Raw genomic sequence first — 16,138 nt, forward strand, 5'->3', positions numbered from 1 at the left:
GCGGGAATTTGGTTAAAAGCCCTTTAAAATGGGCTTTTCAGATCGCAAATTGCTCCGGCCAGTCGCGGCGGGTGGCAACCTGTCCTTCGGTGCGGAGCCTTGCGACGGCGGCAAGATCGATATCGGCGATGAGCAGCGAGCTTTGCGTGACCGCATCACGCTCGCTTTCCGCGATGATGCCGGATGCCGGCATGCCGTAGTCCGAAGGCACGTAAAGGGCGGCGCGGCCGCGATTTTCATCGACGGCGGGAGACCAGGGAGCCTCGCCCGCGGTGGGGAGGAGAGGATGGCATATTGGTTTTCCAATGCTCTCGCCTGCGCGCCGATGCGTACGCGGTAAGCACCCGCCAGCGTATCGGTGCAACTCGGCGCGAGCACGAGTTCGACGCCGAGCTCCGCCAGCCTGCGGCCCAGCATCGGGAACTCGTTGTCGTAACAGATCAGGATGCCCAGCCTGCCTATCGGCGTCTCGAAGGCTTTCAGGCCCTCGACGCCGGCATGAATGTTCCATTGCTCCCGCTCGAAGCGGGTCATGATCTGCTTGTCCTGATAACCGATCAGCCCATCCGGGCCGAACAGCCATGCGCGGTTGCGGAACTTGCCGTCCGAATCCTTCACCGGCGCGCTGCCCGGCTGGAAGAGGATTTGATGTTGCCGCGCCAGCTCCTCGCAAAGCTCCACCCAGGAGGGGATCAGCGGCTGTATTTCTTCGATGGAACGGTGCAGATCGGAGCGCATGTCGGGCGGCAATTGCCCGGTCAGCGCCATGGCCGAATATTCAGGAAGCAGCAGCAATTCAGCGCCTTTTTCCTTCGCCTCGCGAACGATGGCGGAGAGATGCGCGGCATAAGCCTCCCATGTTTCGATCAGCTCGATGGCATATTGGCTGGCGGCCAGGCGCGTCATTTGTCTCCGTCTCCGGCAAGAATGGTCTTCATCCAGAAAGACAGGGGTTTCGGGCTCTCGGTGCTCTCGTCGAGGTCCTGCCAGGTGAAGCTGGTGTGCAGTTCAGGGTGATGTCGGTACCCGCGCTTTTCCCAGAACGCGTTCAGCGGCACGTAGTCCGCCGGGCGTCGTGGATGATCTGCGGGTCGCTCCACAGCACAGAAAGTGCACCTGTCGAAACCGTGCCGCTTTGCATGCGCTTCCCGCTCCTCGAAGAAGCGCACGCCGATGCCGTGGCCGCGATAGCCGGGCAGCAGCACGCTTTCACCGAAGTAAAATATGCGGTCCGGATCGTAACCCGCTTTGACGAAGGGCGTCTTGACCTCGTCGGTCTCTGCCGCCATCGGCATGCCCGTGGACATGCCGATCACTTTGCTGTCGTCCAACGCCAGCACGAAGACGGCGCCGTCCGTATCGGCATAGGTCGCGAGATATTTGCGCTCATAGTCCAGCGAGCCGTCATAGAGATAGGGAAAGGCGCGAAACACCTCGATCCGCAGGCGCGCGAGGTCATCGAAATAGGGCGTGGCGTCAATGCCGGAAAGAGACTTGATTTCGACGGTCATGGGCATTTTCACTTTCGGTTGCACTGGTTATACCGTCATGGAAAACCCGCGCAAGCATTGAACGGAGAAGACGATGACCGCTGCCGAGACCATCCGCGCCTATTACGAAGCCTTCAACCGTCAGGACATGGATGCCTTTCTGGCGCTTCTTCACGATGAGGTGGTGCACGACATCAATCAGGGCGAGCGCCAGACCGGCAAGGCCGCCTTCGCCTCCTTCATGGACCACATGAACCGCTGCTATAAGGAAAACCTCACCGATATGGTGATCATGGCGAGCGACGACGGCAAGCGTGCTTCCGCGGAATTCATCGTCAATGGCGAATATCTCAAGACCGATGAGGGATTGCCCGAGGCGAATGGCCAGAAATACGTACTGCCGGCCGGTGCCTTTTTCGACCTGAAGGACGGAAAAGTTAGCCGAGTAACGAACTACTATAATCTGAACGACTGGATTGCGCAGGTCGGCGCCTGAGACGCCCTTTAGCCGCAAAGCGACCAGCGGCAAAGAAGATGATAATTTCCATTATCGTGGATATTGACTCCATCATATGAGAGTGCAATTCTCATATGATGGAAAACGAAGATCATATCCTCGAACGCTCTATCGGCGAGCGGATCAAAACATTACGGGCTGAAAACGGCCTGACGCTGGACCGGCTCGCTTCCGAATCCGGCGTCAGCCGCGCCATGATCTCCCGCATCGAGCGCGGCGAGGCGAGCCCCACGGCCTCGCTGCTGGCCCGTATCTGCGCAGCTCTTGGCCTATCGCTCTCCGGTTTCTTCGCCGAAAACGAAGAAGCTGTTTCCCCGCTGGTGAGAAAACGCGACCAGCAGCTCTGGAAAGATCCGGAGACCGGTTATGTGCGCCGCGCCATTTCCCCGCCGCGTGTGGGATCCGATGTCGATATCGTCGAAGTCGAATTTCCCGCTGGCGCGCGGGTCGGTTTTCCGCCGCATGCGGCAAGCCGGGGAATGACGCAATATGTCTGGCTTTTCGAAGGTGTGCTGGAAATGACGAGCGGTGGAGACGTTCACCGGCTCGAGCCCGGCGATTGCCTTTTCATGCCGGTCGGCGAAGGACATGTTTTCCACAATCCTTCCGAAAAACCTGCCCGCTACGCTGTCGTGCTGGATCGAAGACAGCGCTGATTTTCCCGACAGGAGTTATCATGACCACCATCCGCGTGCTGAACGGGCAAGAGACTATCGATGTCTTGCCCGAACTCTGTGAGGTTCTGGCTGCCTGCGTGAACGGCGGCGCATCCGTCGGCTTCATGTTACCCTTTTCACCGCAGGATGCGCAGCTTTTCTGGCAGGCCGTTGCAGAAGCGGCGGGCGAGGGCAGCACCATTCACGTGGTGGCGGAAGTGGATGGGAAAGTAGTGGGCACCGTTCAGGTCGGCCTTGCCTCCAAACCCAACCAGCCGCATCGCGGCGACCTCATGAAGCTCCTCGTGCATCCGTCCGCGCGAGGCCTCGGGCTTGCCCGCATGCTCATGCAAAAAGGGGAAGAGGAGGCGGCAAAACGCGGCCGTACCCTTTTGGTGCTGGATACGGCCACGGGCAGCGATGCTGAGGCGATTTATCCTCGTCTCGGCTGGGAGCGGGTTGGCGTCATCCCCGATTACGCCCTGTTTCCGGATGGACGCTTTTGCGGCACGACCCTGTTTTACAAGCGAATCGGCTAGGCCTTTCAGACTGCCGCCTTATTGACCCGGCTTCAGCGTACGATTGAAGGCGGCAACGATCATCGTTTCCAATTGTGCGTGAATATCCGCACGGTCCCGCAGCCCCGCCGGTTCGCAGATGGGATCGCGCTCGCCGACGGATTTGAGAAACGCGTCAGCATCCGGTTTGCAAAGCGGCAGGAAGCTGAAATGATTGGCCTCGTCCACCTGCCGATAGCTTGCGCCGGGCACTTCGTCCGCGAGTTTATCCGCAAGCACGGCGGGCGGAATTTTGCCCTTGCTGCCGAGATTGACGAAGGTTAGCGGAATATCGATCTCTTTCAGGCTCTCCGGTTTGAAGGCCAGCGCCAGACCGGGATCGACCAGCACGGCGGACCGAATGCGGGGATCGCGGTTCTGCTGCTCGAAACGGGCCTTGTCGAGGGTTCTGAGATCGAGCTTCGGCACGCTCACCGGCTCGCCATCGAGATAACCGCGGCCGCCGGCGAACCATTGGCAATCCATCATCGTGGCATAATCTTCGCAATAGCGCACATAGGCATCGAGATCGGCGCGCGCACCCGAAATCTCCATCGCCGCACTGCCGCCGAGCGAAAAGCCCAGCACGCCGATCCTTTGTGCGTCGATAGCACTCGACCATTTGCCCTTTGCCGTTAGAACAGTGACAATCGTGGAGAGATCGTCCGTTCGCTCCCAGATTTTCGGCGTATCGGCGGGTGTGGAATCGCCGCTGGTGGTACCGGGGTGGTTGGCGCCGGCAACAATGAAACCTTCGCTCGCAAGTTTCGCGGCGATCCATGCCATGCCGGACACTCGTGAACCCGAGCCGTGGGACAGAAGCACAAGCGGCAGGCGACCCGGCCTCACCGCGCCATCCTTGAACACGGGCGTGCCCTGAAAAATCCTGTCATCGCCGGAAAGCGTCTGCGTGCCCTTTCCGTCGGATGGATACCAGATGGTGACGGCAAGGTCCTTGCCGCGTGCCGGCGAATGGATAGTTGTTTCGCTGACGCCGACAGCCTCGCCTGCAAAAACCGGCTGGGTGACGAGAGCGGAAAACAGGATGGTTGTGATGGTAGTGACAGGGCGCATGAAAACCTCGTGCAGTTGGAAAGAACGGGGTTCAATCTGCGCCGCGACATGTTTTTTGCGTCCTCGATCGTGTTAAAGGTCGTCCCGAAACGCGATCTGGTCCATGAATTGGCGATATAAGCCGTTGTTCCGGGGATATTCATTCGTGCTGTTCATTCCGCTGCCTTTCGTCGTGGCGCTTCTGCTGGGCGTCATGTTCATCGTTTTCTTTCAAGGCGGAGACGATGTGCGAACAAATCGGGCCTTTCTGACGCTGATCGCGCTTTGTGCCCTGCAATCCGTCCTTGTCGGCCTGCGCTGGGGGTATGGCGTCAGCGAAGCGCGTTATGTTTTGCCGATCCTCGCCGCCTGCCTGCCGCCGCTCGTCTACATTGCTTTTCGTGGGCTGATGAGAGTGGCGGCCGAGAGCAGGATGGCGATGCTCGCCAACCTCGCTTTGTCGCCTTTGCTCATCGTCATCATGGAATTCACCTGGCCGATGGCGATCGATCTTGCGCTGATTGTCATCTTCGTCGGCCACGCGATTGCCCTGCTTCTTCTTGGCAGAAAGGGGCCGGACGGGCTGGACGAGGCGCAATTTGCCAGCGTCGCCTCGGCGCACCGGGCGCTTATTATCGCCGCCATTGCCCTGTGCGTTTCTGCCCTGTTCGATCTTCTGGTGTTTTTCGATTTCGAATGGGCGCATGGGCAGAATGTTGCAGTGCTGGTCAGTAACGCCAATCTTTTCGGCCTGCTGTTGATTGGCCTCATGGCCGCGCTGGCCGGCAGGAGCAAGGCACCGCAAACAGGCACAGAACCTGTCGTGGAATTGTCAGCGTCGGCGGAACCATCGGAACAGGACCGGGATATCGTTGCAAGGGTTGATCGACTGATGGAGACACAGGCGCTTTACCGCGACGAGAACCTCAACCTGTCGCGGCTTGCAAGACGCCTCGGCTTGCCGAGCCGGCAGATATCGGGCGCGATCAACCGCTCGCTCGGCGTCAATGTCTCGCAATATGTCAACCAGCTGCGCATCCGCGAAGCCTGCCGGCTGCTGGAGGAGACGGAGCAATCGGTGACCGCGATCATGCTGTCCTCCGGCTTTCAGACCAAGTCCAACTTCAACCGCGAATTTCGTCGTGTCACCGGCATGAGCCCGGTGGACTGGCGGGAGCGTGAAGTGTGGAAGCTGGTCTCGCCAAACAAAACGGCCACCCGGCAGATGCCGGATGACCGTTTGAAGATCGTCGGGAAATGATGGGGATCAGAGCGTGCCGTTGCGCTGCTGGATCATCATGTAGGTGTCATAGGTATATTCGGCGATCTGCGCCCAGAGATAGGCGTCCTTCTTGAAGGCCTGCTGGCTCTCGTAAATCTTCTTGAAGCTTTCGTTCTTGGCCGAAATCTCCGCATAGGTGTCCTGCGCCGCCTTGTGGCAGACATCGAGGATTTCCTGGCTGAAGGGGCGCAGGATGGCGCCCTGCGCCACGAGTTCCTTCAGCGCCTTCGGATTGCGCGCATCGTAACGTTCCAGCATGCTGGCGCTGCCGGCGGCGCAGGCATCCTTCAGGATGCGCTTGTAGTTTTCAGGCAGCTCGTTGAACTTCTGCAGGTTCACGAAGGCATGCACGGCCGGGCCGCCTTCCCACCATGCGGGGTAGTAGTAATATTTCGCGACCTTGTAGAAGCCGAGCTTCTGGTCGTCATAGGGGCCGACGAATTCGGTGGCGTCGATGGTACCCTTTTCCAGAGCCGCATAGACATCGCCGCCGGCGATCTGCTGCGGCGTGACGCCGACCTTCTGCATCACCTGGCCGGTCAGGCCGGCGATGCGCATCTTCAGGCCTTTCAGGTCATCGATGGTGTTGATTTCCTTGCGGAACCAGCCGCCCATCTGGGCGCCGGTATTGCCGAGCAGGATCGAGTAGATATTGTGCTGGGCAAGGAATTCATTGAGCAGCTCATTGCCACCGGCCTGATTGAACCAGGCATTGGTCTGGCGGGCATTGAGGCCGAAGGGAACCGACGTTCCGAGCGCGAAGGTCGGATCCTTGCCGACGTAATAATAGGAGCAGGTATGCGCCATTTCGACGGTGCCGGCCGTCACCGCATCCGCCGCCTGCAGCGCCGGCACGATTTCGCCGCCGGCAAAATGCTGAATGACGAAGTTGCCGCCAGAGGCTTCCTTGACATGGTCGGCGACGATCTGGCCCGCGCCGAAAAGAATGTCGAGGCCCTTGGTGAAGGACGATGTCATGCGCCAGGTGATCTTGGGGTTTTCCTGTGCGATGGCCGGAGCGGCAAGCGCCGTTGCGGTAACACCGGCGCCGAGAGCGCCCGCCTTGCGGATAAATGATCTGCGATCCATGTCGATAAGCCCTGCTATGTCTGCACATTATAGGCGAACCGCACGGTACGCCTCCCGCCGGCTACTAAACATTTATCCCTCCGGCCATCAAGAGGGAATGTTTGAAACTTGCGTGATCTGACGCACGGCTTGGCAATTGTTGCTTGTATCGGCCTTTCGCTGTTCGGTGCGGCTGTCGCTAAGGCGCGCTGCGCTTTAATGCCGGGTCATCCAGCGCAGGATTGTAAAACAGCGAAAGCGTCAGGCTTCTGGCGATGCGTTGTGCCGTTTCCATGAACCAGTCGTGGGCCTCTTTGCTTGGCGCAATATCATCAAGCGTAGCGGAAAACAGCGTGAGCCACTGCGGAAAAAGCTCCGCCGACATGCCTTTTACCCCGAGATGGGCCTGCACGGGCTTGCCGCCATAACCGCCATTCTTGAAGGCGACAGCCGCCCAGAACTGTTTCATCCTGGCCATATGCTCCGGCCAGCGCCCGGCGAGCCGCGCATCGAAAACCGGGCCAAGCGTGGGGTGTTCAAGAACGCGGCCGTAAAATGTTTCCACCAGCAGGTTGATGAAACCGGCATCGACGCCGATCTCCGCCATGGCTTTTTCCGCCGTGTCCTGAATTTCCGCGCTGTGGGCGGCTCTGGCCGCAATGTCGTCCTGCATGGTGGTTCCTTTTCTGCGAATTTACCCCGCTGCGATGCGGCCTGCAATGCGACCCTTTGCCTTATTAGAATTATTCTAATATGGCTTGATCCTGCTGAAGCATGGATGTATTTAGAATTATTCTAAAAAGGTTTCAGCCATGTTTCGTAGTCTTTTTTCCCTGTCCAAACGTCCCTTTTCCTCCCTCGGCGAACAGGAAATCCTCGCGCTCGCCATTTCGTCTGAAGAAGACGATTCCCGCATCTATCGCTCTTATGCCGACCATCTGCGTGCGCAATATCCGCAATCGGCGAAAGTCTTCGACGATATGGCGGAGGTCGAGCAGCAGCATCGAAATATCCTGATCGACATGCATCGCCGTCGTTTCGGAGAAACCATCCCGCTGATCCGCCGCGAACATGTGCGTGGTTTTTACGAGCGCACCCCGGACTGGCTGGTGAAGAACCTGTCGCTCGAAAAAATCCGCGCCCAGGCCGAATTGATGGAAGCCCAGGCGATCCGTTTTTACGACGAGGCCGTCAAGCGCACCAGCGATGCCTCGACGCGCAAGCTGCTCGGCGATCTGGCCGAGGCGGAGCGGGGTCACGAAGACATCGCGCAGATGCTGGAAGAAAAACACCTCGATGAAGATGACAAGACCGAAGAGGCGGAAACCGCAAGGCGGCAATTTCTTCTGACCTATGTGCAGCCGGGTCTTGCGGGATTGATGGATGGTTCCGTCTCGACGCTCGCGCCAATTTTCGCGGCCGCCTTTGCCACTCAGGATACCTGGCAGACCTTCCTCATCGGCCTCTCGGCCTCCGTCGGTGCGGGTATTTCCATGGGTTTCACCGAGGCCGCCCACGATGACGGCAAGCTTTCGGGCCGCGGCTCTCCGGTAAAGCGCGGTCTGGCCTCGGGCATCATGACGGCCATAGGCGGTCTCGGCCACGCATTGCCTTATCTCATTCCGCATTTCTGGACGGCAACCGCGATTGCCGCCGTCGTCGTTTTCGTGGAACTCTGGGCCATCGCCTTCATTCAGAACCGCTTCATGGAAACGCCGTTCCTGCGGGCGGTGTTTCAGGTGGTCCTCGGCGGCTCACTGGTGCTGGCGGCCGGCATTATTATCGGCAATGGGTGAAAAAGAAAGAGCCCGCAACAGCGGGCTCTTAATTCCATCAAACGTGGAACCAGGCGTTAGCGCAATGCGCCGACAAGCACGTCGCGGCCGTCTTCGATCGAGACCCAGCGGCCCGTATTGAAGGACGCCTGCCGCTTCAGGTAGGTGTAGTTGGTATCGGTCCACAGCTTCACGTCGTCGGTGAGATTATCGAGAATATAATCGCCGTCGGTGGTGCGAAGGGTCAGCACGGCATGGCCCTCGCCATCCGGCTTGCGCACGACGGTGATCAGAAGATCAGCCACGGAAAAACCGCGCTCAACCAGCTTCTTGCGCTTCAGCAGCACGAAATCTTCGCAGTCGCCGGCGGTCGTCGGATATTCCCAGACTTCGTCCTTGCCGTAGATTTCCTGGTCGGTCATCGCCACGATGGTGGTGTTGACGGACGTATTGACCTCGCGAATGACATCCCAGCCATAATCCGTGACGCGCGGCGGCGGCGTCGCCTTGCTGCGAATATTGCATTCGTCGGCATATTTCTGACAGAACTCATAATGGCCGATCGGCTGGGACGTAATACCGCCCGTCACCATGGAAGGGCTTCCCTTGGTTTCCGCCGTGGCGGAGGCAGCAGTCATTAGCCCGGCGGCAACTGCAAACAGCAGCGCACGCGCCAGCGGTGCGTTCATCATGAAACCCGTCCCTTAATTCTTAACGAAAAGTTAAGAGGGATAGGGGGCTTGAGTCAATCGCTAGCAATCGGCGGCGCGCAAGACTCGTCGAATATGGTTAAGAGCGTTGCGCAAATGCCTATATTGCAAGGGCTTTGACCGCGGCGAGCATCCGCTCGATATCCTGCGTCCGGGAAAGCCGATGGTCGCCGTCGCGGATCAGCGTCAGCACGACGTCGTCGGACGGAAGATGTTCGAGAAGCTTCAGCGCATGCTGATAGGGAACATCGGGATCGCGCATGCCCTGCAGGATGTGAACGGGGCAGCCGGTGGTGATGATACCCTGCAGCACGCGGTTCTGCTTCCCGTCCTCCATCAGCGCGCGGGTGAAGATGTTGGGCTCGGGGCTATATTCCGAATGTTCCTCGAAATAGCCCTTTTCCGCCAGAGAGGTTTTTTCCGCATCCGAAAGGCTGGGCTCTATCAGCTCCTGCGTGAAATCCGGCGCTGGCGCAATGAGGACGAGACCGGCGACCGATGGTGCGCCACCGGCCTTGCGCAGCTCCTCGACCATGCGCAGCGCAATCCATCCGCCCATGGAGGAGCCGATGAGAACGACGCGCGACGGCGCCTTTGCGCGCACCACGGCAAGCGCCTCTTCCAGCCAGCGGGAAATCGTGCCCTTCCTGAAGTCGCCGCCGGAAGCGCCATGGCCGGAATAGTCGAGCCGCAGGCAGGCAAGACCGTTTTCAGCGGCGAAGCGATCGAGTTCAACCGCCTTGGTTCCGGTCATGTCGGAACGATAGCCGCCGAGCCATACCAGCATCGGCATATTCTCGCCCGAAGCCGCCGGGCGATGAAGGAAAGCGATGTCGCGCGTGTCGTTGTCGGGGCCTACACGCAGGAATTCAGCGGCTTGTTCGGTCATGTATATGCAATTCTCCTGATTTTGGTGCAACAACGGCGGCGTATTTGCAAAAACCGTGACAACAGGTGATCTTTTCGGGCAGATATGCTATTGACTTCGCCACGGCAATAACGACATTTCCGCCGCTTGTACCAAACAAGCTGTTTTTTGCTGACGTGATCCAGAAACAGATCAGGAGAATACGACCATTCGCAGACCTTTCAAAGCCGATGCCCCCGTCAAGGAGGGGCCGCGCTCCAACCGGGAAATTCGGGTTCCCAGAGTTCAGCTTATTGATGAAGAGGGCCAGAACCTCGGTAGCATGCCGACGGATCAGGCTTTGAAACTGGCGGAGGAGGCCGGTCTCGATCTCGTTGAGATTTCGCCGAACGCGGAACCGCCGGTATGCAAGATCCTCGATCTCGGCAAGCTGAAGTACTCGACCCAGAAAAAGGCCGCTGAAGCGCGCAAGAAACAGAAGATCGTCGAAGTTAAAGAAATCAAGATGCGCCCCAACATCGACACGCATGACTATGACGTGAAGATGAAGGCGATGGGACGTTTCTTTGATGATGGCGACAAGGTGAAGGTAACGCTGAAGTTCCGCGGCCGCGAAATGGCCCACCAGGAACTCGGCATGAAGCTTCTCCTCCAGGTGAAGGAAGACACCCAGGCGATTGCCAAGGTGGAAGCCGAGCCGAAGCTGGAAGGCCGTCAGATGATGATGGTTCTCGCCCCGAAATAATCTTTTTACGCGTTCACATCACCGGCGCGTATCCCACCGCAAGGGGAAATTTTCATTCCCCGTTGCGCTTTTAGCCGACTGCGGTTATAAGCGCGCGTCCGAACGGTCCGGCAGGGCATGCCGAGGCCGTTCCTGAATAGCTTGAAATAGGCCTCGTCTGCCTGTTTCGATACAAAAACGGAGTAGCAAAATGCCCAAGATGAAGACGAAGTCCGCTGCAAAGAAGCGGTTCAAGATCACCGCAACCGGCAAGGTTGTTGCAGCCGCCGCCGGCAAGCGCCACGGCATGATCAAGCGTACCAACAAGTTCATTCGCGACGCGCGTGGAACCATGGTTCTCGCCGAAGCTGACGGCAAGAAGGTCGTCAAGAACTACCTGCCGAACGGTCTCTGAGACTTTTCCGCACTTTTGGACACTTTAAGGAGATCATGACATGGCACGCGTAAAACGTGGCGTAACTTCCCGCGCCAAGCACACCAAGACACTCAAGGCAGCCAAGGGCTTCTACGGCCGCCGCAAGAACACCATCCGCGCAGCAAAGGCTGCCGTGGATCGTTCCAAGCAGTACGCTTACCGCGACCGCAAGGTCAACAAGCGCAACTTCCGCGCTCTGTGGATCCAGCGTATCAACGCTGCTGTTCGCGAATTCGGCCTGACCTACGGCCGCTTCATCGACGGCCTGAACAAGGCTGGCATCGAAGTCGACCGCAAGGTTCTGTCCGACATGGCTATCCATGAGCCGGCAGCATTCGGCGCGCTCGTCGAAGCAGCGAAGAAGGCTCTTGAGTACCTCAAGGATGCTGGTACGGCCAACGAGTTTGAAACCGCTGTAAAGTAATTACGGCGCGGACAATCTGTTGTTCATTTGAAACCCGCGCCGGTTCTCCGGCGCGGGTTTTCGCTTTTTGGAATTCACGGCAGTTTCGGCAAAGGCGTGGAACGCTTTTGCGCCGAGGTTGCCAAAAGGGTGGGGCATCCGGCTCTCGGTCGGCAGGTTCCATTGGGGGCGGAAAATGCTGGTTGCCGCAAGCGAGGCGGAAAAGGCGAAGGGTTTCCACGTCCATCTCGAAGATGGCGATATCGCAGCCTTGATGCGGGCTTTGCTTAAGAGCGAGCGCCGCGTGCAGAAACTCGAGCTTTCCACGACAACCGTCTGGATCAAGCGCCAGGGCACGGAAACGCCATCCTGGTGGATAAAGCTGCAGACCTTTCTCGCAAAGCTGCTTCCCTACACTTTCATGCGCCCATCGCCGCCGCTCGATGGCGCAGGCCTGATGCGCCGTGAACTCGAAACATTGCAGGTCTTCAAGGCCCGCGGGTTTCCCGTTCCGCCCATCATCTATTCTTCGTTGACGGCCGTTGTCCTGGGGGATGTCGGCCCCACCATCATGGAGCGTATGGACGCGATTAAGTCCGCGAGGCCGGCGGAACATGATGCCCTGCTGGTAAAATCTGCCGAGGCACTCGGCGAATTGCATGCGGCAGGCCTTTGCCACGGGCGCCCGCATGTGCGCGACTTTTTTCTCGAACACGGCCGCGTCGGTTTCATGGATTTCGAGGAGCGCCCGCAGGAAGTCATGCCGCTCGAGACGGCGCAGGCCCGCGATATCTGGCTGCTGTTTCTGCAGGTCGCGACACGCGCCTGCGATGCGCGGAAAACCTGCGATGCCGCCTTCGCCCGCTGGTGCGAAAACGCCCCGCCCCGGGCGCTGGAAGAATTGTGCCGTCTGACCGGCATTCTGGGGCGTTTTTTACCGGTTGCCCGGTTGATCGGGCGCGTGCGGATGGGTAGTGATCTGCGACGCTTTATCATGGCGACCGACTATCTGATGAATGCTGTGAACCCCGAAGCCGCTGTTAAAAAGACCGGCAAGGCAGGAAAAGATGACTGAACTTGATACCTTGAAATCGCAATTGATGTCGGAGATCGCCACGGCTGCCGATGAGCCGGCCATCGAAGCCGTGCGCGTTTCCGCGCTGGGCAAGAAGGGCTCGGTTTCGGAGCTTCTGAAGACGCTTGGCAGCATGACGCCGGAAGAGCGCCAGACCCGCGGCGCCGCCATCAACCAGCTCAAGACCGAAATCACCGACCTCATCGGTGAGCGCAAGAACGCGCTGAAGGACGCCGCCATTACTGCCCGGCTGAAAGCGGAAACGGTGGATGTCAGCCTGCCGGTCCGCCAGTCTCCGGCCGAGCGCGGCCGCATTCATCCGATCAGCCAGATCGTCGATGAAATCACCGCCATCTTCGCGGATATGGGTTTCTCGATCGCCGAAGGTCCGGATATCGAAACCGACTACTACAACTTCACGGCGCTGAATTTCCCCGAAGGCCATCCGGCCCGCGAAATGCACGACACCTTCTTCTTCCAGCCGGATGAAAACGGTGAGCGCAAGGTGCTGCGCACTCACACCTCGCCGGTGCAGATCCGCACCATGGAAAGCCAGAAGCCGCCGATCCGCATCGTCATTCCCGGCAAGACCTATCGCCAGGATTCCGACGCCACCCATTCGCCGATGTTCCATCAGGTCGAAGGCCTTGTCATCGACAAGAAGGCGCATGTCGGCAATCTGCGCTGGATTCTGGAAGAATTCTGCAAGACCTTCTTCGAGGTCGACAGCGTCGTCATGCGCTTCCGCCCGTCCTTCTTCCCCTTCACGGAGCCGAGCTTCGAAGTGGATATCCAGTGCGACCGTTCCGGCCCCATCGTCAAGTTCGGTGAAGGCAAGGACTGGATGGAGATCCTCGGCTGCGGCATGGTGCACCCGAACGTGCTGCGTGCTGGTGGGCTGGACCCGGACGAATATCAGGGCTTTGCCTGGGGCATGGGCCTCGACCGCATCGCCATGCTGAAATACGGCATGCCGGACCTGCGCGATTTCTTCAACGCCGATGTTCGCTGGATGAACCATTACGGCTTCCGCCCGCTCGACATGCCGACGCTGTTCGGCGGTTTGAGCGTTTAATCCGGTTAGCCAAGGAGCAAAGACATGAAATTCACTCTTTCCTGGCTGAAAGAGCATCTGGATACCGATGCGACGCTGGACGAGATTTGCGAGCGGCTGACGGCAATTGGCCTCGAAGTCGAGGACGTTGACGACAAGGCGGCCTACAAGCCTTTCGTCATTGCCAAGGTGGTTTCCGCTGAAAAACATCCTGAGGCCGACCGCCTCAAGGTGCTGATGGTCGATGCCGGTGATGGCAAGCCGGTGCAGATCGTCTGCGGTGCGCCGAATGCACGCGCCGGCCTTGTCGGTGCGCTGGCGCGTCCGGGCGTGTATGTCCCGGGTATCGATGTCACCCTTGCTGTCGGCAAAATTCGCGGCGTCGAAAGCCACGGCATGATGTGCTCCGAAAAGGAGCTCAACATTTCCGACGATCATGACGGTATCATCGATCTGCCGCAGGATGCCCCTATCGGCACGTCCTTCGCCACCTATGCCGGCCTGGACGATCCGATGATCGAAATCAACCTGACGCCGAACCGCCCGGATTGCACCTCGATCTACGGCATTGCCCGTGATCTTGCGGCTTCCGGTCTCGGCAAGCTGAAGATGAGGCCTGCGCCGTCCTTCAGGGTGGAAGGCGCAACGCCCGTCGATGTGAAGCTGGAACTGGACGATGCGGCGCTCTGCCCCGGCTTTTCGCTGCGCATCGTGCGTGGCGTGAAGAACGGCCCCAGCCCGAAATGGATGCAGCAGCGCCTGATGGCAATCGGCCTGCGCCCCATCAACGCGCTTGTCGACATCACCAACTACATGACCTTCGATCAGGGTCGGCCGATGCACGTCTTCGACGCCGCCAAGGTCAAGGGCGATCTTACGGTTCGTCGTGCGAAAGAGGGTGAGACCATCCTCGCACTCGACCAGCGGGAATATAAGCTCGGCCCGAACAATGTCGTCATCGCCGACGAAAAGGGCCTAGAGTCCATCGGCGGCGTGATGGGCGGCGAACATTCCGGCTGCGACGAAAACACTGTCGACGTGCTGATCGAGTCCGCACTCTGGGATCCGATCAACATCGCCAAGACCGGCCGTTCGCTCGGCATCATCACCGATGCGCGTTATCGTTTCGAGCGCGGCGTTGATCCGGAATACATGGTTCCGGGTCTGGAGCGCACCACCGAACTGGTTCTGGAACTCTGCGGCGGCGTCGCTGGCGAAGCCCGGGTCGTGGGCTATAAGGGCCATCAGCCAAAGGTCGTGGATTTTCCGCTCGCGGAAGTGAAGCGCCTGACAGGTCTGGAAGTCTCGGCGGAAGAGAGCCTCGCCATTCTCAAAGGCCTTGGTTTCAGTGTCGAGGGAACGGGCGAGCGCGTTTCCGTCACCGTCCCGTCCTGGCGTCCTGATGTCGACGGCAAGGCCGATCTGGTGGAAGAGGTCATGCGCATCCATGGCGTCGACAATATCAAGCCGGAGCCGCTGGAAAGTTTCGGGGCCGTCAACGGCCGTATCCTGACCACGCTGCAGATCCGTACCCGCACCGCGCGCCGCGCGCTGGCAAGCCGCGGCATGCTCGAGGCCGTCACCTGGTCCTTCATCCCGGCAGCGCAGGCAAAGCTTTTCGGCGGCGGTTCACCCGCGCTGAAACTCGCCAACCCCATCGCAGCGGATATGTCGGACATGCGGCCTTCGCTGCTGCCCGGTCTTCTGACCGCCGCGCAGCGCAATGCCGATAAAGGGCATAGTGATGTCGCGATCTTCGAGGTCTCCGGCACCTATGAGGGCGATACGCCTGAGAAGCAGCGCCGCGTTGCCGGCGGTGTCCGCCGCGGCACGGCCTCGCTCGCAGGCAGCGGCCGCATGTGGTCCAATGCTTTGAAGGGTGGCGGCAAGCCGGTGGATGTCTATGACGCCAAGGCCGATGCGCTGGCGGTGCTGGAAGCCTGCGGCCTGCCCATGGCCAATGTGCAGATCGAAGCCGGCGGCCCCGGCTGGTATCACCCCGGCCGCTCCGGCACCATCAAGATGGGGCCGAAGGTCGTGCTCGGTTATTTCGGCGAGTTCCATCCAAAGACGCTGTCCGAACTGGATGTCTCCGGCGCCTATTGCGGTTTCGAGATTTATCTCGACGCCATGCAGGAGCCGAAGAAGAAGGCGACCCGCACCAAGCCTGCGCTCGAGCTTTCGCCCTTCCAGGCGGTGAAGCGCGACTTCGCCTTCGTGGTCGACAAGTCGGTCGAGGCGGGGGCCATCATCAAGGCTGCAACGAGCGCCGACCGGAAGCTGATCACCGGCGTCAATGTCTTCGATATTTTCGAAGGCGCGTCGCTCGGTGAAAACCGCAAGTCAGTCGCCATCGAAGTACAGATCCAGCCGGTCGACAAGACGCTGACCGATGAGGATTTCGAGGCCCTGACGGCCAAGATCGTCGGTAATGTCGAGAAAACGACGGGCGGCGTCCTGCGCGCCTGAG

Annotated in this window: 17 protein-coding genes and 1 pseudogene; 11 read left to right on the forward strand and 7 right to left on the reverse strand. The window is 59.4% G+C overall.

What is annotated here, in order from left to right:
* Nucleotides 1-37: 37 nt before the first annotated feature.
* A pseudogene (locus O3W47_RS17145) lies at nucleotides 38-906 on the reverse strand (carbon-nitrogen hydrolase family protein).
* Nucleotides 903-1,511: a GNAT family N-acetyltransferase gene (locus tag O3W47_RS17150; RefSeq protein WP_170985787.1), complete on the reverse strand. Its 609-nt coding sequence runs from the start codon at nucleotides 1,509-1,511 to the stop codon at nucleotides 903-905. The pseudogene O3W47_RS17145 and the gene O3W47_RS17150 overlap by 4 nt, the downstream one beginning before the upstream one ends.
* A 73-nt stretch (nucleotides 1,512-1,584) precedes the next feature.
* Here O3W47_RS17150 and O3W47_RS17155 point away from each other — a divergent pair, with 73 nt between their 5' ends.
* The 3 genes from O3W47_RS17155 (at nucleotide 1,585) to O3W47_RS17165 (ending at nucleotide 3,202) form a co-directional block, all read left to right on the forward strand.
* The gene (locus O3W47_RS17155) at nucleotides 1,585-1,986 is read left to right on the forward strand and encodes a ketosteroid isomerase-related protein (protein ID WP_269314216.1); all 402 of its coding nucleotides are present in this window, start codon (nucleotides 1,585-1,587) and stop codon (nucleotides 1,984-1,986) included.
* A gap of 95 nt (nucleotides 1,987-2,081) precedes the next feature.
* On the forward strand, nucleotides 2,082-2,663 hold the full coding sequence (locus O3W47_RS17160) for a helix-turn-helix domain-containing protein (RefSeq protein ID WP_080791622.1): 582 nt from the start codon (nucleotides 2,082-2,084) through the stop codon (nucleotides 2,661-2,663).
* Nucleotides 2,664-2,683: 20 nt separating this feature from the next.
* On the forward strand, nucleotides 2,684-3,202 hold the full coding sequence (locus tag O3W47_RS17165; protein ID WP_269314217.1) for a GNAT family N-acetyltransferase: 519 nt from the start codon (nucleotides 2,684-2,686) through the stop codon (nucleotides 3,200-3,202).
* 18 nt (nucleotides 3,203-3,220) lie between these two features.
* Here O3W47_RS17165 and O3W47_RS17170 read toward each other — a convergent pair whose 3' ends face one another.
* Nucleotides 3,221-4,294, reverse strand: a complete 1,074-nt coding sequence (locus O3W47_RS17170) for an alpha/beta hydrolase family protein (protein WP_269314219.1) — start codon at nucleotides 4,292-4,294, stop codon at nucleotides 3,221-3,223.
* A gap of 145 nt (nucleotides 4,295-4,439) precedes the next feature.
* On the opposite strand from O3W47_RS17170, the gene O3W47_RS17175 reads away from it, so the two are divergent.
* On the forward strand, nucleotides 4,440-5,534 hold the full coding sequence (locus O3W47_RS17175) for a helix-turn-helix domain-containing protein (RefSeq protein ID WP_269314221.1): 1,095 nt from the start codon (nucleotides 4,440-4,442) through the stop codon (nucleotides 5,532-5,534).
* Nucleotides 5,535-5,540: 6 nt separating this feature from the next.
* Here the strand turns inward: O3W47_RS17175 and O3W47_RS17180 are convergent, their stop codons facing one another.
* Nucleotides 5,541-6,644: a TRAP transporter substrate-binding protein gene (locus tag O3W47_RS17180; protein WP_065654685.1), complete on the reverse strand. Its 1,104-nt coding sequence runs from the start codon at nucleotides 6,642-6,644 to the stop codon at nucleotides 5,541-5,543.
* Nucleotides 6,645-6,822: 178 nt separating this feature from the next.
* Entirely contained in the window at nucleotides 6,823-7,296 is a 474-nt protein-coding gene (locus O3W47_RS17185; RefSeq protein ID WP_137452484.1) for a group III truncated hemoglobin, read from the reverse strand.
* A 139-nt stretch (nucleotides 7,297-7,435) separates the two neighbouring features.
* On the opposite strand from O3W47_RS17185, the gene mbfA reads away from it, so the two are divergent.
* The gene (gene mbfA, locus O3W47_RS17190) at nucleotides 7,436-8,419 is read left to right on the forward strand and encodes an iron exporter MbfA (protein WP_127756720.1); all 984 of its coding nucleotides are present in this window, start codon (nucleotides 7,436-7,438) and stop codon (nucleotides 8,417-8,419) included.
* A gap of 56 nt (nucleotides 8,420-8,475) precedes the next feature.
* Here the strand turns inward: mbfA and O3W47_RS17195 are convergent, their stop codons facing one another.
* Together O3W47_RS17195 and O3W47_RS17200 are read right to left on the reverse strand one after the other, a co-directional pair.
* Complete coding sequence (locus O3W47_RS17195) at nucleotides 8,476-9,090, reverse strand: transglutaminase-like cysteine peptidase (protein ID WP_003524508.1); 615 nt, start codon at nucleotides 9,088-9,090, stop codon at nucleotides 8,476-8,478.
* 118 nt (nucleotides 9,091-9,208) lie between these two features.
* Nucleotides 9,209-9,997, reverse strand: a complete 789-nt coding sequence (locus O3W47_RS17200) for an alpha/beta hydrolase (RefSeq protein ID WP_137004240.1) — start codon at nucleotides 9,995-9,997, stop codon at nucleotides 9,209-9,211.
* Nucleotides 9,998-10,184: 187 nt separating this feature from the next.
* On the opposite strand from O3W47_RS17200, the gene infC reads away from it, so the two are divergent.
* The 6 genes from infC (at nucleotide 10,185) to pheT (ending at nucleotide 16,137) form a co-directional block, all read left to right on the forward strand.
* Nucleotides 10,185-10,721: a translation initiation factor IF-3 gene (gene infC / locus O3W47_RS17205; protein ID WP_078051391.1), complete on the forward strand. Its 537-nt coding sequence runs from the start codon at nucleotides 10,185-10,187 to the stop codon at nucleotides 10,719-10,721.
* 190 nt (nucleotides 10,722-10,911) lie between these two features.
* Nucleotides 10,912-11,115, forward strand: coding sequence for a 50S ribosomal protein L35 (rpmI, locus tag O3W47_RS17210; RefSeq protein WP_003493355.1), 204 nt, complete (start codon nucleotides 10,912-10,914; stop codon nucleotides 11,113-11,115).
* A gap of 40 nt (nucleotides 11,116-11,155) precedes the next feature.
* On the forward strand, nucleotides 11,156-11,560 hold the full coding sequence (gene rplT, locus O3W47_RS17215) for a 50S ribosomal protein L20 (RefSeq protein ID WP_003493358.1): 405 nt from the start codon (nucleotides 11,156-11,158) through the stop codon (nucleotides 11,558-11,560).
* A gap of 175 nt (nucleotides 11,561-11,735) precedes the next feature.
* Nucleotides 11,736-12,614, forward strand: coding sequence for a phosphotransferase (locus tag O3W47_RS17220; RefSeq protein ID WP_269314230.1), 879 nt, complete (start codon nucleotides 11,736-11,738; stop codon nucleotides 12,612-12,614).
* Nucleotides 12,607-13,689: a phenylalanine--tRNA ligase subunit alpha gene (gene pheS / locus O3W47_RS17225; RefSeq protein ID WP_003507467.1), complete on the forward strand. Its 1,083-nt coding sequence runs from the start codon at nucleotides 12,607-12,609 to the stop codon at nucleotides 13,687-13,689. The genes O3W47_RS17220 and pheS overlap by 8 nt, the downstream gene beginning before the upstream one ends.
* 24 nt (nucleotides 13,690-13,713) lie before the next feature.
* Nucleotides 13,714-16,137, forward strand: coding sequence for a phenylalanine--tRNA ligase subunit beta (gene pheT / locus O3W47_RS17230; RefSeq protein WP_269314231.1), 2,424 nt, complete (start codon nucleotides 13,714-13,716; stop codon nucleotides 16,135-16,137).
* The last annotated feature ends 1 nt before the right edge of the window (nucleotide 16,138 follow it).

The sequence above is a fragment of the Agrobacterium sp. LMR679 genome (assembly GCF_027157905.1).
GTDB lineage: Bacteria > Pseudomonadota > Alphaproteobacteria > Rhizobiales > Rhizobiaceae > Agrobacterium > Agrobacterium leguminum.

Excerpts from the sequence above, each read along its gene's own strand:
- O3W47_RS17150 (WP_170985787.1), bottom strand. The coding sequence starts at position 1,511 with ATGACCGTCGAAATCAAGTCTCTTTCCGGCATTGACGCCACGCCCTAT.
- O3W47_RS17155 (WP_269314216.1), top strand. The coding sequence starts at position 1,585 with ATGACCGCTGCCGAGACCATCCGCGCCTATTACGAAGCCTTCAACCGT.
- O3W47_RS17160 (WP_080791622.1), top strand. The coding sequence starts at position 2,082 with ATGATGGAAAACGAAGATCATATCCTCGAACGCTCTATCGGCGAGCGG.
- O3W47_RS17165 (WP_269314217.1), top strand. The coding sequence starts at position 2,684 with ATGACCACCATCCGCGTGCTGAACGGGCAAGAGACTATCGATGTCTTG.
- O3W47_RS17170 (WP_269314219.1), bottom strand. The coding sequence starts at position 4,294 with ATGCGCCCTGTCACTACCATCACAACCATCCTGTTTTCCGCTCTCGTC.
- O3W47_RS17180 (WP_065654685.1), bottom strand. The coding sequence starts at position 6,644 with ATGGATCGCAGATCATTTATCCGCAAGGCGGGCGCTCTCGGCGCCGGT.
- O3W47_RS17185 (WP_137452484.1), bottom strand. The coding sequence starts at position 7,296 with ATGCAGGACGACATTGCGGCCAGAGCCGCCCACAGCGCGGAAATTCAG.
- mbfA (WP_127756720.1), top strand. The coding sequence starts at position 7,436 with ATGTTTCGTAGTCTTTTTTCCCTGTCCAAACGTCCCTTTTCCTCCCTC.
- O3W47_RS17195 (WP_003524508.1), bottom strand. The coding sequence starts at position 9,090 with ATGATGAACGCACCGCTGGCGCGTGCGCTGCTGTTTGCAGTTGCCGCC.
- O3W47_RS17200 (WP_137004240.1), bottom strand. The coding sequence starts at position 9,997 with ATGACCGAACAAGCCGCTGAATTCCTGCGTGTAGGCCCCGACAACGAC.
- rpmI (WP_003493355.1), top strand. The coding sequence starts at position 10,912 with ATGCCCAAGATGAAGACGAAGTCCGCTGCAAAGAAGCGGTTCAAGATC.
- rplT (WP_003493358.1), top strand. The coding sequence starts at position 11,156 with ATGGCACGCGTAAAACGTGGCGTAACTTCCCGCGCCAAGCACACCAAG.
- O3W47_RS17220 (WP_269314230.1), top strand. The coding sequence starts at position 11,736 with ATGCTGGTTGCCGCAAGCGAGGCGGAAAAGGCGAAGGGTTTCCACGTC.
- pheS (WP_003507467.1), top strand. The coding sequence starts at position 12,607 with ATGACTGAACTTGATACCTTGAAATCGCAATTGATGTCGGAGATCGCC.
- pheT (WP_269314231.1), top strand. The coding sequence starts at position 13,714 with ATGAAATTCACTCTTTCCTGGCTGAAAGAGCATCTGGATACCGATGCG.